This window comes from Streptacidiphilus jiangxiensis (genome assembly GCF_900109465.1).
Classification (GTDB): domain Bacteria; phylum Actinomycetota; class Actinomycetes; order Streptomycetales; family Streptomycetaceae; genus Streptacidiphilus; species Streptacidiphilus jiangxiensis.
Window position 1 is genome coordinate 250,557 of sequence record NZ_FOAZ01000013.1, and the last position, 14,353, is coordinate 264,909.

Below are 14,353 nucleotides of genomic sequence, written 5' to 3' on the forward strand. Positions count from 1 at the left end.
GCGTCCTCGGGCCCACGAGTTGCACGCGTCGCACCGGCGCCTGGTCCGGCGTCGTGCGGAGGAATCAGCGACAGAGCTGGCTGGCCCGCCTGGCCAGGTCGATGTCCAGCCGAGCGACCAGGCGCAACCGTGCGGCCGCGCCGCCACGGAACCCGTGCACGCCCCCCACGGAACCTCAATTCCCTGTCATTGTCCGCGCTTGCGGCGTGCTGCTCACGCCGCCTGGCTTATCCCCGGGGCACCCCACCGCAGAGCAGGGTTGCCAGTCAGCGGGCCGGGGCCAACCACTGACATTCATCGCCGAGTTGAGTTTAGAAAGACCGAATCGCGCACGTCAATCGGAAACGGGTCGAGCGCGGGCACGAAGCCCACGGCCACCGGCGGTCTACTTGCCCGGCACGAACTTGTAGCCGACCCGACGGACCGTCACGATCTGCTGCCGGAAAGCCGGTCCGAGCTTGCGACGCAGTCGGGCGATGTGAACGTCGACGGTCCGGCCGTCACCGACGTGTCCATACCCCCAGACCGCCTCGACCAGGCGGTCACGCGTGTGCACCCGGTGCGGGTACGCCGTCAGGTGGGCGAGCAACTCGAACTCCAGGTAAGTGAGGTCGAGCAGTTCACCGTCGAGCCGTGCGGTGCGCAGCTCCAGGTCGACCGCCAGGCCGCCGGTCTCCATCGTTTCCGCAATCGGTGGCGTCGGGGCGACCGCCAGGGACGGCGCGACGCCCTCCGGAACCAGGACGAGGTAGCCGACCAGCGCCGTCCCCACCTCGAGTTCGGGCTGGAGTGCGCTGACGACGTGCGGAGGCAGCCGGTAGACACTGGGGCGCGCCTGCTCGTCAGGCTGGACGGAACGCAGCCGGGGGGCCGTGGCACGAACGGGATTCAGAACGGAAACAGACATGACAGGTCTCTCTTCGCGCAGGACGGAAAGGGGAGGCGTCTGCGCGCCGAAAGGCCCGAGCGGGAAAGAGGAGACTCAGGCCTGCGCGCCAGTCGAGCGGCAACAGGTCTGGTCGAAATGGAACTGCTGGCGCGACGGCCAGAACGGCTCGAGGACGGGCAGAGCCGCCTCGGCGCCGAGCGCGTCGCCATCAGTGAACAGATCCATGGCGCACATTCAACCAGATCGCGGCCTCCGGCGGCAGTCCGGGCCCTGCCCCTGCCAGGCCCGGGCCTGCGGGTCCCCGGCGCCGCGGCCGTTCGGGTAGGCGACGCCAGGGCAGGCCGGCCGTGACTCCGGCTCCCGCAGCCGGGGACACTCCGCAGGGATCCGCGGCGGGTTCCGTGTCTCCTGTGTGAACCCGTGTTTCCCGGTGTGCCATCCTCCCTCCCAGGCTGGCACGACGTGTGACTGCCGTGCTTTGCTGGCCACATGACCGTCCTCGCGTGCCGCCGCCACGTCGACCTCGGACGTGTCAACTCCGCGAGCTGTCCTACTCGCTGACTGCACGTCGGAGGCGCGATCCTCGTCGCCTCCCGCAGCGCGGCGTTTCCTGAGCCTCCTGCGGCGTCGCGCTCCGCCTCGCTTGCACGCCGAACCTCCGCTCCCCCGCCATGTGCCGGTCGCCGTCGTCCACGGCGCGCCCCGTGCTCGGTGCGCCCGCACCTGCTCTTCGTCTGGAGTGCCATGAGCAACAACCTCGACTCCCCCGCAACGGACCAGTCCGCCGCCGCCGGATGGTCCTTCGAGACCCGGCAGATCCACGCCGGAGCCCAGGCCGATCCGGCCACCGGCGCCCGTGCGGTACCGATCTACCAGACCTCCTCCTTCGTCTTCCGCGACACCCAGCACGCGGCCGACCTGTTCTCCCTCGCCGAGCCCGGCAACATCTACACCCGCATCCACAACCCCACCCAGGACGTCTTCGAGCAGCGCGTCGCCTCGCTGGAAGGCGGCGTGGCGGCGGTGGCCCTCGCTTCCGGGCAGGCCGCCGAGACGCTGGCGATCCTCACCCTGGCGGGCGCCGGCGACCACATCGTCTCCAGCGCCTCCCTGTACGGCGGCACCTACAACCTCCTCCGGCACACCCTGCCGCGTTTCGGCATCGAGGTCTCCTTCGTCGACGACCCCGACAACCTCGACCACTGGCGTGCCGAGATCCGCCCGAACACCAAGCTGCTCTTCGCCGAGACCCTCGGGAACCCGCGCGGCAACGTGCTGGACATCCGCGGTGTCGCCGACGTCGCGCACGCCTCGGGCGTTCCGCTGATCGTGGACAACACCGTGCCGACGCCCTACCTGCTGCGCCCGATCGAGCACGGCGCCGACGTCGTCGTCCACTCGGCGACCAAGTTCCTCGGGGGCCACGGCACCACCATCGCCGGTGTCGTCGTCGACGGCGGCACCTTCGACTTCGGCGCGGCGGCCGAGCGCTTCCCCGACTTCAACGAGCCCGACCCGAGCTACCACGGCCTGCGCTACTGGCCCGCGCTCGGCCCCGGCGCGTTCGCCGCCAAGCTGCGGGTGCAACTGCTGCGCGACCTCGGCCCGGCGCTGTCACCGCACTCGGCCTTCCTGCTGCTCCAGGGCGTGGAGACGCTGTCGCTGCGGGTCGATCGGCACTCCGCCAACGCGCTGGAGCTCGCGCAGTGGCTGGAGCAGCGCGACGAGGTCGCCGCGGTGCACTACCCGGGGCTGCCGTCCAGCCGCTGGTACGAGGCGACGCAGCGCTACCTGCCGCGCGGCGCGGGCGCGGTGCTCGCCTTCGAGCTGCGCGACGGCGTCGAGGCCGGCAAGCGCTTCGTCGACGGTGTCGAGCTCTTCAGCCACCTCGCCAACATCGGCGACGTACGCAGCCTGATCATCCACCCCGCCTCGACCACCCACAGCCAGCTCGACGAGGCGCAACGCGCCTCGACCGGCACCAGCCCCGGGCTGGTGCGGCTCTCGGTCGGGCTGGAGAACGTGGTCGACCTCAAGGCCGATCTGGAGGCCGGGTTCCGCGCTGCCAAGGGGGCCGAGGGCGGCGCGAGGGGAGCATCCTGACCGGGACCGCGGCGACCGGGACCCCTCCCCTGCCGGCGTCGGGGGCCTGGCGGGAGGGGGACCCGCCGGGCCACCGACGCTGGTACCAGCGGTCCGAGCCGCTCGCCCTGGAAGCGGGCGGCTCCCTGCCCAACGTGCGCGTCGCCTACGAGGCCTGGGGCGCCCTCGCCCCGGACCGCTCCAACGCCGTGCTGGTGCTCCACGCGCTGACCGGCGACAGCCACGCCGCAGGCACCGCCGGGCCCGGTCATCCCAGCCCCGGCTGGTGGGACGCCCTGATCGGACCGGGACGGGCGCTGGACACCGACTGCTGGTTCGTCGTCGCGCCCAACGTCCTGGGCGGCTGCCAGGGCAGCACCGGCCCGGCATCGGCGGCACCCGACGGCAGGCCGTGGGGAAGCCGTTTCCCGTTCCTGACGCAACGTGACCAGACGGCCGTCGAGGCGGGGTTGGCCGACACGCTCGGGATCGAGCGGTGGGCCCTCGTGGTCGGCGGCTCCATGGGCGGGATGCGCGCGCTCGAGTGGGCCGTCTCATACCCCGACCGGGTCGGTGCGTTGCTCCTGCTGGCGACCACAGCCCAGGCGAGCGCCGAACAGATCGCCTGGACGTCCGTCCAGGCGCAGGCGATCCGCTCCGATCCCGGCTGGCACGGCGGCGACTACCACCATCTGCCGCCCGGTCGAGGTCCGCACCTCGGGCTCGGCATCGCACGCCGCACCGCACAGGTCACCTACCGCGCCGAATCCGAGCTGCGCGAACGCTTCGGCCGTACGGCACAGGCGGGCGAGCACCCCTGGCACGACGGCCGCTACGCGGTCGAGTCATACCTCGACCACCAGGCCGCCAAGCTGGCCAGGCGATTCGACGCGGGCAGCTACGTCGTCCTGGGCGAGGCGATGAACAGCCACGACATCGGCCGCGACCGGGGTGGCACCGCATCCGCCCTCGCGCGGATCACCGCGCCGACCGTGGTCGCTGCCGTGGACTCGGACCGGCTCTACCCGCTCACCCAGCAGCAGGAACTGGCGGCCCTGATCCCCGGCGCCGACCGGCCGCGCGTGCTGCACTCCGCCTGCGGACACGACGGATTCCTCCTGGAGACGGCTCAGGTCGCTCCGCTGGTGGCGGAGCTGCTGCCCCCCGCCGCCGCAAGCGGACCATCACAGCGAACACCCCGACTCACCGCTTCAGCGGAGCGGCGCCGGTCCATCAGCCCGATGGGCTTGCCGGAGTGACGCACGAGGCTGCCCCGGGAGCCCCGTCCGGCGGCTCGTGGAGCCGGTGAGGCTGGGGCTCCATGGGCCGGATCAACGACCGGACTGGCGATGGTTACTGCGCGCCGAGTCCGGCGGCGGAGACGGCGGGCTTGCCCTCACCAGAGAGGACCTGGTTGAGCAGGGTCAGGTCGTAGATGCCGGTGAGGTTGGGCTGCTTGATGAAGCCGGCGGTCACCGCGTGCTGGGCCTCCGCCTGCAGTGTGGACGCGAGCGGGTCGTTGGTGACGGTGAGCTCGCTCCAGGCGGCGTCCAGGACCTTGGCGGACAGGGCCTTGCCGGTGAGGGCCTTGAGCGCGGCGTTGGCGTCCTTCTTGGCCTGGTCGGGGTTGGCGAGGATCCAGGTGTTGGTGTCGACGGAGGCCTTCAGGACGGCCTTGACGACGTCGGGGTGGGCCTTCAGGAAGGTCTGGGAGACGATGACGTTGGTGGAGACGAACTGGTTGTTCGGCCACAGGGTCTTCTCGTCGACCAGGATCTTCGCGCCTTCGGAGACCAGCTTGGAGGCGGTGGGCTCGGGGACCCAGGCGCCGTCGATCTGGCCGGCGGCGTAGGCGCCGGGGGTGAGGGAGTTGTCGGTGCGGATGACGGAGACGTCGCCCGCGCCGGTCTTGGGGTCCTCCTTGTAGCCCTTGCCCGCCAGGAAGTTGAGCAGCGCCACGTCCTGGGTGTTGCCAGCCTGCGGGGTGGCGATCTTCTTGCCCTTGAGGTCCGCCTCGGACTTGATGGTGGCGGGGTTGACCACGAGTTCGGCGCCGCCGGAGGTGGCTCCGGAGATGATCTTCAGGGCGCTGCCCTGGGACTTCACGTAGCCGTTGATCGCGGGGGAGGGGCCGACCCAGGCGATGTCGATGGCCCCGGAGTTGAGGGCCTCGATCTCGCTGGGGCCGGCGTTGAAGATCTGCGTGGCGATCTTCGTGCCGCCCAGCGCCGCGGCGAACTTGCCGTCCTGGATGCCGATCAGCGGGGTCGCGTGGGTCAGGTTCGCGAAGTAGCCGATGTGGACGGTGCCCGCCGACAGTGCGGCACCCGAGCCGGAGGCGGCGACGGAGGGGCTGCTGTTGTCAGAGGACGAAGAGGAGCCCTGCGAGCCGTAGCCGCACGCGCTGAGCAGCCCAGCGACGGTCACGACAGCGAGGCCGGCCAGACCGGCACGTCTGATCCGGGCGGTGCGGGGCGTGCGGGTGTGCTGAGACATGGACGTGTCCTCCTGTAGCGGGGTGGGGATCTGGCAGACGTGCGGCGACAAGGCGACCCGGCCGACGCCGAGGACCGCCGCGACTGCGGGCAGGGCATCGGACCGACTCGGCAGACGGCGAAAGGGGCTCGGATCACCGAGAACAGATGGCGCTGGACATGCGGCCGAGGTCGACGTGGCGTCGACCGACCAGGGTGGTTCCGGCACCGGACATGCCCGGAACACTCTCAGTGCCCACGCGTGCAAGTCCAGCTATGGCCGAATAGCGAGATGAAATGTCTCGCCCAATGGGATTAAAGCGGGAAGCAGGATCAACGAGGGTCGATGCCGGGCCGCAGGCGTGGCAGGAATCTCGCCCACCAAGACATAGCAGCTCGAATCATGGACACAGTTCGACCGTGCCCTTCAGTGGTCAAGGGTCCTCCCTCACCACCGCCGACCGCGACTGTTCGTCACCGCACCGCCCGGCGGCCACAGCACCGTGGCTGGATTGTCGAAACCTCACGCTTCGGTCTACCGTGACCCGACAGTAACGTCCCGCCGCCAAAACGCGGTTCACGCTGGACAACACGAGGGGGTGGACGCGGTGCAGGGTTTCCAGGCACGCTTCGTGCGCCGCCACGTCGATCTCCTCCGTGTCAGCAGCGCCCTGTGTCCCCTTTCTCTTTCTGTGGGCTGACCGCACGCGCCCTTTCTTCGCCGCTCCCCTGCGCCGTGTGGCACCCCACGGCCGGGCAGCTACGCAACCCAGCTCCACGCGGTCCGGAGCGACGCACATCCGGTGATCGAACTGAAAGAGTAGGAGCGGGCAGTTGCGCGCATGGGGGTTCAAGTCCAACGGCGACCCGGAGGTTCTCCAGGAGTTCCAGCGTCCCGTTCCCACGCCCGAGGCCGGCCAGGTTTTGGTCCGGGTGGCCTACGCGGGCGTGAACTTCGCCGAAGTACAGCACCGGCGCGGCGAGTTCGGCGAACCGGAGGGCGCGGACGGCTACGACGTCCCGGGGCTGGAGGTCTCCGGCGTCATCGTCGGCCTGGGCGCCGGGGTCGAGGGGCTGGCGGTGGGCAGCAGCGTCGCCGCCTACTTGCCCACCTTCGGGGGTTACGCCGAATACGTGCTCGCGGACGCCGCGTTCGTCCAGCCTGTGGGAACCCTGCCACTCGCGGACGCGGCGGGCGTGCCGTGTGTCTACCCGACGGCCTACGGCGTGCTGACGGATGCGGGACGCTTCCAGGGCGGCGAGACGGTGCTGATCCACTCGGCGGCCGGAGGTGTCGGTTCCGCGGCGGCCAGGATCGCTCGAAAGCTCGGCGCAGCCCACGTTCTCGGCACGGTCGGCTCCACCGAGAAGCTCGCCCTCGCAAAGACGCTCGGTTACGACGCGCTCTTCCTGCGGGACGACTTCACCGGGGCCGCACTGGAGGCCACCTGGGGCCAAGGGGTCGACCTGGTGCTCGACCCGGTCGGCGGTCCGGTCCGCCGAGGAAGTCTGGATGTCCTCGCCCCGTTCGGTCGGGTCGTCGTCTACGGCGATCTCGGGCGGCACGGCGACTGGCAGGCGGACGCCTGGGACATCTGGAAGAACAACCGCGCGCTCGCGGGCTACAACATCGGCGACGTGGCCCGGCGCTCCCCCGACACCCTGGGAGCGCACCTCGCCTTCGCCCTCTCCGCCCTCGCGTCGGGCGAGCTCGCCTACCAGCCGCCCACGGTCCGGCCCATGGACGAAGTCGTCCACGTCCACCGGGCCCTCGAGTCCGGGGCCACGCACGGCAAGGTCGTCCTGGCGGTGTGGTGACGGCCCGGATCGGCACGTGCAAACCGCCACGGCCCCTGCGGCGCCGTCGCCAGGCCGGGTCGGATGAGGACGTGACCGGGGCCGAGGCCCGAGGACGAATGGAGCCGCCCGGCCCACCCGATCAGCAGCTTCGCAGGAACCGGTCCAGCACCCGGGTGCCGAACTCGAGCGCCTCGACCGGCACCCGCTCGTCGACACCGTGGAACAGCGCGGTGAAGTCCAGCTCCGGTGGCAACTTCAGCGGCGCGAAACCGAAGTGACGGATACCCAGCCGCTGGAAGGACTTGGCGTCCGTTCCGGCGGACAGCATGTAGGGCAGCAGACGCGCGCCAGGGTCCTCGGCGCCGATCGCGAGCGCCATCGCGTCGACCAGCGACCCGTCGAAGGTCGTCCGGACGGGCGGCAGACTGTCCCATTCGCGTTCGACGTCCGGGCCCAGGATCTCCGCCAGCTCGGCTTCGAACTCCTGCTCCCGGCCAGGCAGGATGCGAGCGTCGACGGTGGCGCGGGCCAGGGACGGCACGACGTTGGCCTTGTAGCCGGCTTCGAACATGGTGACGTTCGCGGTGTCGCGCAGCGTCGCGCCGATCAGGCGCGAGAGGTTGCCGAGGCGGGCGACCGCCGCCTCCGGGTCCGTCTCGTCGAAGGGGACGCCCGTGAGGTCGGCAACGCCTTCGAGGAACTCACGCACGGGATCGGTGAGGACGAGCGGAAAGCGGTGCGCCTGCAACCGGGTGATGGCCGCGGCGAGTTTCGCGACCGCGTTGTCGTCGTGGAGCATGGAGCCGTGCCCGGCGGTGCCGGTCGTCTTCAGGCGCAGCCACATGACGCCCTTCTCCGCGGTCTCCAGCAGGTAGGCGCGCGTGCGACCGTCGAAGGAGACGGAGAAACCGCCGACTTCGCTGATCGCCTCCGTTGCCCCCTCGAAGAGCTCCGGCCGGTTGTCCACCAGCCAGCGGGCGCCGTGGAACCCGCCGGCCTCCTCGTCGGAGACGAAGGCGAAGAGGAGGTCCCGGGGCGGCACGAACTGCTCGCGCTTGAACTGCCGGGCCACGGCCAGGGTCATGGCAACCATGCCCTTCATGTCGACAGCCCCGCGTCCCCAGACGTAGCCGTCCTTGACCTCGCCCGAGAACGGGTGGACGGACCACTCGCTCGCGTCCGCGGGCACCACGTCGAGGTGGCCGTGGACCAGCAGCGCTCCACGTGACGGGTCCGCTCCGGCGAGACGCGCGACGACATTGCCGCGACCGGCGCCGGATTCGACATACGTCGTCTCGTAGCCCACTTCCGCCAGCTTGGCCGCGACGTACTCGGCGGCGGCCCGTTCGGTGCCCAGCGCGTTCGGGTCGCCGGTGTTGCTGGTGTCGATGGCGATCAGCTCGCTCGCGAGCGTGACGACTTCGCTCACGGCCGAGGTCGTGCCGACGTCGATGCTCATGTGGTGTGTTCCTTGCCGCCCGGCACGCGCAGGAGCAGGAACGCGGTGCGGCGGCGCAGGGTGAAGCCGATGGACTCGTAGAGCCGGATGGCACCCGTGTTGGCGGCGGAGGCGTGCAGGAAGGGGATGTCGCCGCGTTCCCTGATCCCTGCCGCGACGGCGCGGACCAGCCGGGTGGCAAGGCCCCGGCCGCGGTGGGCGGGGTCGGTGCAGACGGCGCTGATCTCGGTCCAGCCGGGCGGATGCAGTCGCTCGCCCGCCATGGCGACGAGCCGGCCGTCGTGCCGGATGCCGAGGTAGGTGCCGAGTTCGATGGTGCGGGGCAGGAACGGCCCCGGCTTGGTGCGGGCGATCAGGTCGAGGACCTCGGGGACGTCGTCGGAGCCGAGGCGGACTGCCTCCGGGGCGGGTTCGGCCCGCAGGGCGGTGTCGACCAGTTGCACGCCCTGCCCGGACTCCACGGTCTCCCACCCTTCGGGCGGGGGAACCGTGCCGCTGAACGGCGTCACGTTGCCGGGACCGACGAGAGTGGCGAGGTCGTCCCAGGCGCGGGGGTCGGCCGGATCGGCGAGGGCGGTGAAAGGGGAGACGTCGGCGCGGTAGCGGGCGGCGCGGCCGACGCGCTCGGCGAACCGGTCGTGCGGACCGGTCAGTGCCGCCCAGGCGGGGTTGTCGAGCACGTGGGGCGTGGCCGGGCTGTGGGACTGCGGCGGGTGGACGCTGGTGGACATGGTGATGCGGGTCTCCGTCACGAAAGGGTGCGGGAATGCGGCGGACCCCGCCGTCGCGACGGGGTCCGCCCCGGCCGTCGGCGCGCCTGGTTCACAGACGCGCCGAGCGGCCGGAAGGAGCCAAGCCGTCAGGAGTTGGTGAGCGGCAGGCCCGGCGGGTTCACCTGTGAGGTGGTGACCGCCTCGTTGGACAGGTTCCAGGCGGCCAGCCACTTCGCGTACTGGCCGTTCTTGATCAGGTAGTTGATGGCGTCGGCGATCGGCTTGGCCAGCCCGCTGTCCTTCTTCGTGGTCGCCGCGATCAGCCCCTGGAGGGACGCGCCCGCCCCGGAGTAGGTGCCGGCGTTGCGGGTGGGGTTGGGTGTCTTGGCGTCCTGGGCGATCTGGTAGGCGATGCCGGGGTTGGGGCCGAAGTAGGCGTCGATCTTGCCGCCGAGCAGGGCCAGGTGCACGGCGTTGCTGTCCGGGTAGTACTTGATGGTGAGCTGCTTGCCCGCGGCCTTCAGCTTGGTCTGCCACTCCAGCAGGATCTTCTCCTGGTTGGTGCCGGAGCTGACGGCGACGGTCTTGCCGGCGAGGGTGGTCCAGTCGCCGTTGAAGTTCCAGCTGCTGGACTTGACGACCTCGAAGGCGAGGTTGTCCTGGCGGTAGGAGGCGAAGTCGTACTTCTTCTTCCGCTCCTCGGTGTCGGTGATGTTGGAGAAGCCGACGTCGGTCTTGCCGCTGTCGATGCCGACGAAGAGGTTCTCCCAGGTCGAGTTCTCCACGACGGGCTTGAGGCCGAGGACGGCGGCGACCAGGCGGCCGAAGTCGGGCTCGGAGCCGGTCAGGGTCTGCTGGTCGCTGCCGACGAACGCCAGGGGCGGGAAGCCTGCAGGCAGGGCCCCCACGCCGATGACCAGTTGTCCGCTCTTGGCGACGGAGGCGGGCAGTTCGGCGTGAAGGGAGGTGACCTCGGTGACCTTGATGTCGGTCTGGGTGCCGGCTCCGTTGGACAGGGCAGCCACGGTGACGGCACCGGTCGCGGCGTTGTCGACGGAGGTGGCGGAGGAGGAGGAAGAGGCGCTGCCGCAGGCGGCGAGGCCCACGGTGAGCGCGGCTGCGGCAGCGCCTGCGGACACGCTGCGGAGGACTCTGCTGCGGGACAGGCTGCTACGACGGATGTTGGACATGTCTGGTCCTTGCTCGTTCGGTGATGGGGGTTGGCTGCTCGGGGGCGGCGCTCAGAGGACCTTGCTCAGGAACTCCCTGGTGCGCGGGTGTTGCGGATGGTCCAGGACCTCGGCCGGCGAGCCCTGTTCGAGGATCCGGCCGCCGTCCATGAAGACGACGCGGTCGGCGACCTCGCGGGCGAAGCCGATCTCGTGGGTGACGATGAGGAGAGTGGTGCCGCCTGCGGCCAGGTCCTTGATGACGGCGAGCACCTCGCCGACCAGTTCCGGGTCGAGCGCGGAGGTCGGTTCGTCGAAGAGGATGACGCCCGGCCTCAGCGCCAGGGCGCGGGCGATGGCGACGCGCTGCTGCTGCCCTCCGGACAGCTGCCGCGGGAAGGCGGCGACCTTCTCGGCCAGCCCCACGCGGCCGAGAAGGTCGCGCGCCAGCTCTTGAGCCTCCGGCTTGCGCAACCGACCGGTCGCGACAGGCGCGGCGGCCACGTTGTCCAGCACCGTGAGGTGCGGGAACAGGTTGAAGTTCTGGAAGACGAAGCCGATCCGGCTGCGCTGCGCCAGGATCTGGCGTTCGCTGAGCTCCCTCAGCCGACCCCGGTGCCAGCGAACACCGATCGGCTCGCCGCCCAGGCTGACGTGGCCGAGCTGCGGCTGCTCCAGATGGTTGATCACGCGCAGCAGGGTGGACTTGCCGGAACCGGACGGGCCGAGGATGACCGTCACCTCCCCCGGGGCGACCGTCAGGTCCACGCCGTCGAGAACGCGGTGCGTCCCGTACCACTTGTGGACGCCGCGGACCTCGACGGCGACGGGTGCTGTGTCCTCCGCCTCTTCGCCAGGTCGCGCCTCGGTGTTCAGGATGCTCATGACGCGGTCTCCCTTCGGACGCGGGCGATCAGGTTCGGCAGGCCTGCGCGCAAGCGCTGCAGGGGAGTCGGCGGCAGGGTCCGCAGCGCGCCGCGCGAGTAGTAGCGTTCGACGTAGAACTGGACCACCGAGATGACGCTGGTGAGGATCACGTACCAGACGGTGGCTACCAGCAGCAGCGGCACGATGTCGCCGGGATAGGTGCTGCCCATGCTCTGGACGGAGCCGAACAGGTCCAGCAGGGAGACGTAGAAGACCAGCGAAGTCCCCTTCACCAGGCCGATCAGCTGGTTGACGTACGAGGGGACGATGGCGCGCAGGGCCTGAGGAAAGACGATGCGGGTGAACTGGTAGCGCTTCGGCAGGCCGAGCGCGGCGGCCGCCTCGTGCTGGCCCTGGTCCACGGAGAGGATTCCGGCGCGCACCACCTCGGCGGCGTAGGCCGCCTCGTTGAGGCTGAGCCCGATCACGGCGATCACCATGTCGGTGGCCAGCTTCGACTCGTCGAAGTGCCAGAACGCCGGCCCGAAGGGGACGCCGAGGCTCAAGGTGCGGTAGAGAGCGCTGAAGTTGTAGAGGAACAGCAGCACCACGATCAGCGGCACCGAGCGGAACAGCCACACGTAGACCCAGCTGATCGCACGCAGCACCGGGCTGCGGGAGAGCCGGGCCAGCGCGAGCACGACACCGCCGAGCAGGCCGAGGACCGCACTGTAGGCGGTCACCTCCAGGGTGATCCAGAGCCCGTCGGTGATCACCGGGCGGGCGAACCAGTACTGGAAACGGTCCCACTGGTAGAAGGGATTGGTCGCCAGCCCGTGCACGATCTGGGCGACCAGAACCAGCGCGACCGCGCTGGTGATCCAGCGGCCGGGGTGGCGCAGCGGGATCACTCGCTGTGCCGAGAGCGGTCCGGCCGCAGGCCCTTGGTCGGCTCTCTGGCCGGTCGACGTGGGTGGCGCGGATTGTGGGGGCAGATCCGCCTCGGGCGGATGGGTCGTGCCCGACGGCACGACGGGGACGAGAGACTCGCTCATTCGAGGACTCCAGCGAATGCCTGTACGGCGTAAGGCGCCGACGCCTCCGGCGTGGCCGCAGGCGTGGCGTAGCGGCCCGGGGCGTGCGGGGACACAGGCCACGGCACGGGCGCGGGACGGAGAGGGGGCACGCAGCGCGGGGCGTGCAGTCAGAAAGCCGTCAGCTCTGACAGAGGGCGCGGCCGGGGAGCGTACACAGCGCGCTGTTCACGCGGAGCAGGTCGACGGCCCGGTCCAGGAACGCCGCAGCGCGACCGTGGTGCCGGCCTGTGGCCGTACCCGGAGCTGCGTTCACGGCCGTCACCCTTGTCTTTTCGCCTGTTCCGTTCCTCTTAGGTCGGTCAACGTAGGGACATCTCCCGGCGGATGTCAACGCCGGACCATTCTTTGAGATAGACCCAAGTTCCTTCTGTTTCTTGAGTGTTGCGGCCTGTTAAGTCCCGCTGCCGTCGGCCGCCGGGGAACATCGCCGCCGTGATCGTTGTTCTTTCAACGGGATTGTGTCGATCGCCGCCGCCGGGTTACGGTTCAGCCAGGTCACGAGTGTCAGCGTCAAGCCCTGGCTGGCTGAACGGCAACCCTCCCACGCGGCGGGGTGCTCCAGGTGAGGACCCGGCGGAGCCGAGAACGGCGCCCGCAAGCGCGAGCTCGAACCGGCACGAACCGATCGGGCAGAGGAGGTGACGTCAGTGCGGGAAGCCACTCAGCAGACAACGCGCATCGTCTCCGCCCCCCTGTCCTCGCGGCTTCACATCGATCTGCAGCGCGTTACCACCGCGCTGTGTCCGGCGTAACCAGGCGCGTCCTCGTGCGACCGCGCGTCACCGCGCCGCACGCTGCCCGCTGACCGCTGACCGCTGACCGGCGGAGCCGACACCCCGTTCACCCTCCCGCCCTGCCCCGGCCTCGTACCGGTGGCGACGTGCGGTGCCGTGGTCGGCGTGCCGCGATCCGCCTTCCCAGCCCCCGACACTTCTCCCGCACAGGAAGCGGTCCCTTCTCCATGCCCGAGTCGCCCGAATCTCCCGCCCCTCTGCACCTGGCCGTCGCCCTCGACGGCGCCGGCTGGCACCCCGCCGCCTGGCGCGAACACGACGCCCGACCCAAGGAGTTGTTCACCGCCCGCTACTGGGCCGATCTCGTCGCCGAGGCCGAGCGTGGCCTGCTGGACCTGGTGACCATCGAGGACGGCCTGAGCCTCCAGTCCGCCCACCCCTTCGAACCGGACGAGCGGACCGACCAGGTGCGCGGCCGCCTGGACGCGGTCCTGATCGCCTCCCGGATCGCGCCGCTGACCCACCACATCGGCCTGGTCCCGACCGCCGTGGTCACCCACACCGAGCCGTTCCACCTCTCCAAGGCGATCGCCACGCTCGACTACGTCAGCACGGGCCGGGCCGGGATCCGGGTCAAGGTGTCCGGGCGCGCCGACGAGGCCGCGCACTTCGGGCGTCGTACGGTACCGACGCTGCGCGTCGACGAGTTCGACACCCCGAAGGGGCGGGAACTGCTCGCCGAACTCTTCGGCGAGGGGGAGGACTACGTCGAGGTCCTGCGGCGGCTGTGGGACAGCTGGGAGGACGACGCGGAGATCCGCGACGTGGCCACCGGCCGCTTCATCGACCGTGACAAGTTGCACTACATCGACTTCGAGGGCCGCCGGTTCAGCGTGCGCGGGCCGTCCATCACGCCGCGGCCGCCGCAGGGCCAGCCGCTGGTCACCGCGCTCGCGCACCGCGGCGAGCCCTACCGCCTGGTCGGCCGTTCGGCCGACCTCGGGTTCGTCACCCCGCGCGACGCCGACGACGCCCGCGCGATCGTCGCCGAGATCCGCGAGGCCCAGGC

The 14,353-nt window shown here is 70.6% G+C and carries 15 protein-coding genes and 2 riboswitches; of the genes, 6 read left to right on the top strand and 9 right to left on the bottom strand.

Annotated elements, in window-relative coordinates; genetic code table 11:
- Positions 1 to 190: 190 nt before the first annotated feature.
- Positions 191 to 302, bottom strand: a riboswitch (SAM riboswitch).
- 83 nt (positions 303 to 385) lie between these two features.
- A complete protein-coding gene (locus BMY61_RS24745) occupies positions 386 to 907 on the bottom strand; it encodes a winged helix-turn-helix domain-containing protein (RefSeq protein ID WP_042444334.1) in 522 nt (173 codons plus the stop codon).
- Between the two features lie 75 nt (positions 908 to 982).
- Positions 983 to 1,114, bottom strand: a complete 132-nt coding sequence (locus tag BMY61_RS48460) for a hypothetical protein (protein WP_269083955.1) — start codon at positions 1,112 to 1,114, stop codon at positions 983 to 985.
- 519 nt (positions 1,115 to 1,633) lie between these two features.
- Between BMY61_RS48460 and BMY61_RS24750 the strand changes: the two genes are divergently transcribed.
- Positions 1,634 to 2,992 carry a bifunctional o-acetylhomoserine/o-acetylserine sulfhydrylase gene (locus BMY61_RS24750; RefSeq protein WP_042444336.1) on the top strand — a complete coding sequence of 453 codons (1,359 nt, stop codon included), beginning with the start codon at positions 1,634 to 1,636 and terminating at the stop codon, positions 2,990 to 2,992.
- Entirely contained in the window at positions 2,989 to 4,230 is a 1,242-nt protein-coding gene (gene metX / locus BMY61_RS24755; RefSeq protein WP_075004057.1) for a homoserine O-acetyltransferase MetX, read from the top strand. Before BMY61_RS24750 ends, metX begins: the two co-directional genes overlap by 4 nt.
- Before the next feature lie 94 nt (positions 4,231 to 4,324).
- On the opposite strand, the gene BMY61_RS24760 is transcribed toward metX, so the two are convergent.
- Both BMY61_RS24760 and BMY61_RS48830 read right to left on the bottom strand, forming a co-directional pair.
- A complete protein-coding gene (locus BMY61_RS24760) occupies positions 4,325 to 5,467 on the bottom strand; it encodes an aliphatic sulfonate ABC transporter substrate-binding protein (RefSeq protein WP_075004050.1) in 1,143 nt (380 codons plus the stop codon).
- 133 nt (positions 5,468 to 5,600) lie between these two features.
- On the bottom strand, positions 5,601 to 5,681 hold the full coding sequence (locus BMY61_RS48830; RefSeq protein ID WP_369405942.1) for a putative leader peptide: 81 nt from the start codon (positions 5,679 to 5,681) through the stop codon (positions 5,601 to 5,603).
- Between the two features lie 396 nt (positions 5,682 to 6,077).
- Here BMY61_RS48830 and BMY61_RS48835 point away from each other — a divergent pair, with 396 nt between their 5' ends.
- Together BMY61_RS48835 and BMY61_RS24765 are read left to right on the top strand one after the other, a co-directional pair.
- Positions 6,078 to 6,146, top strand: a complete 69-nt coding sequence (locus tag BMY61_RS48835; protein ID WP_369405943.1) for a putative leader peptide — start codon at positions 6,078 to 6,080, stop codon at positions 6,144 to 6,146.
- 133 nt (positions 6,147 to 6,279) lie between these two features.
- Positions 6,280 to 7,263, top strand: coding sequence for a quinone oxidoreductase family protein (locus BMY61_RS24765; RefSeq protein ID WP_042444338.1), 984 nt, complete (start codon positions 6,280 to 6,282; stop codon positions 7,261 to 7,263).
- 121 nt (positions 7,264 to 7,384) lie between these two features.
- On the opposite strand, the gene BMY61_RS24770 is transcribed toward BMY61_RS24765, so the two are convergent.
- The 5 genes from BMY61_RS24770 to BMY61_RS24790 all read right to left on the bottom strand — a co-directional run bounded on the left by BMY61_RS24770 (position 7,385) and on the right by BMY61_RS24790 (position 12,508).
- Positions 7,385 to 8,704: a M20/M25/M40 family metallo-hydrolase gene (locus BMY61_RS24770; RefSeq protein ID WP_042444340.1), complete on the bottom strand. Its 1,320-nt coding sequence runs from the start codon at positions 8,702 to 8,704 to the stop codon at positions 7,385 to 7,387.
- The gene (locus BMY61_RS24775) at positions 8,701 to 9,435 is read right to left on the bottom strand and encodes a GNAT family N-acetyltransferase (RefSeq protein ID WP_042444342.1); all 735 of its coding nucleotides are present in this window, start codon (positions 9,433 to 9,435) and stop codon (positions 8,701 to 8,703) included. The genes BMY61_RS24770 and BMY61_RS24775 overlap by 4 nt, the downstream gene beginning before the upstream one ends.
- 128 nt (positions 9,436 to 9,563) lie before the next feature.
- Positions 9,564 to 10,607 carry an ABC transporter substrate-binding protein gene (locus BMY61_RS24780; RefSeq protein WP_042444344.1) on the bottom strand — a complete coding sequence of 348 codons (1,044 nt, stop codon included), beginning with the start codon at positions 10,605 to 10,607 and terminating at the stop codon, positions 9,564 to 9,566.
- A 51-nt stretch (positions 10,608 to 10,658) separates the two neighbouring features.
- Entirely contained in the window at positions 10,659 to 11,471 is an 813-nt protein-coding gene (locus tag BMY61_RS24785; RefSeq protein ID WP_042444346.1) for an amino acid ABC transporter ATP-binding protein, read from the bottom strand.
- Positions 11,468 to 12,508 (bottom strand): amino acid ABC transporter permease, encoded by a 1,041-nt coding sequence (locus tag BMY61_RS24790; RefSeq protein ID WP_082014844.1) that lies wholly within the window; start codon positions 12,506 to 12,508, stop codon positions 11,468 to 11,470. The genes BMY61_RS24785 and BMY61_RS24790 overlap by 4 nt, the downstream gene beginning before the upstream one ends.
- Before the next feature lie 535 nt (positions 12,509 to 13,043).
- Positions 13,044 to 13,157: riboswitch (SAM riboswitch) on the top strand.
- 40 nt (positions 13,158 to 13,197) lie between these two features.
- Here BMY61_RS24790 and BMY61_RS48635 point away from each other — a divergent pair.
- Entirely contained in the window at positions 13,198 to 13,302 is a 105-nt protein-coding gene (locus BMY61_RS48635; protein ID WP_342342534.1) for a putative leader peptide, read from the top strand.
- Between the two features lie 209 nt (positions 13,303 to 13,511).
- Positions 13,512 to 14,353: LLM class flavin-dependent oxidoreductase (locus tag BMY61_RS24795; protein ID WP_075004051.1), on the top strand; the 842-nt coding region annotated here is incomplete at its 3' end.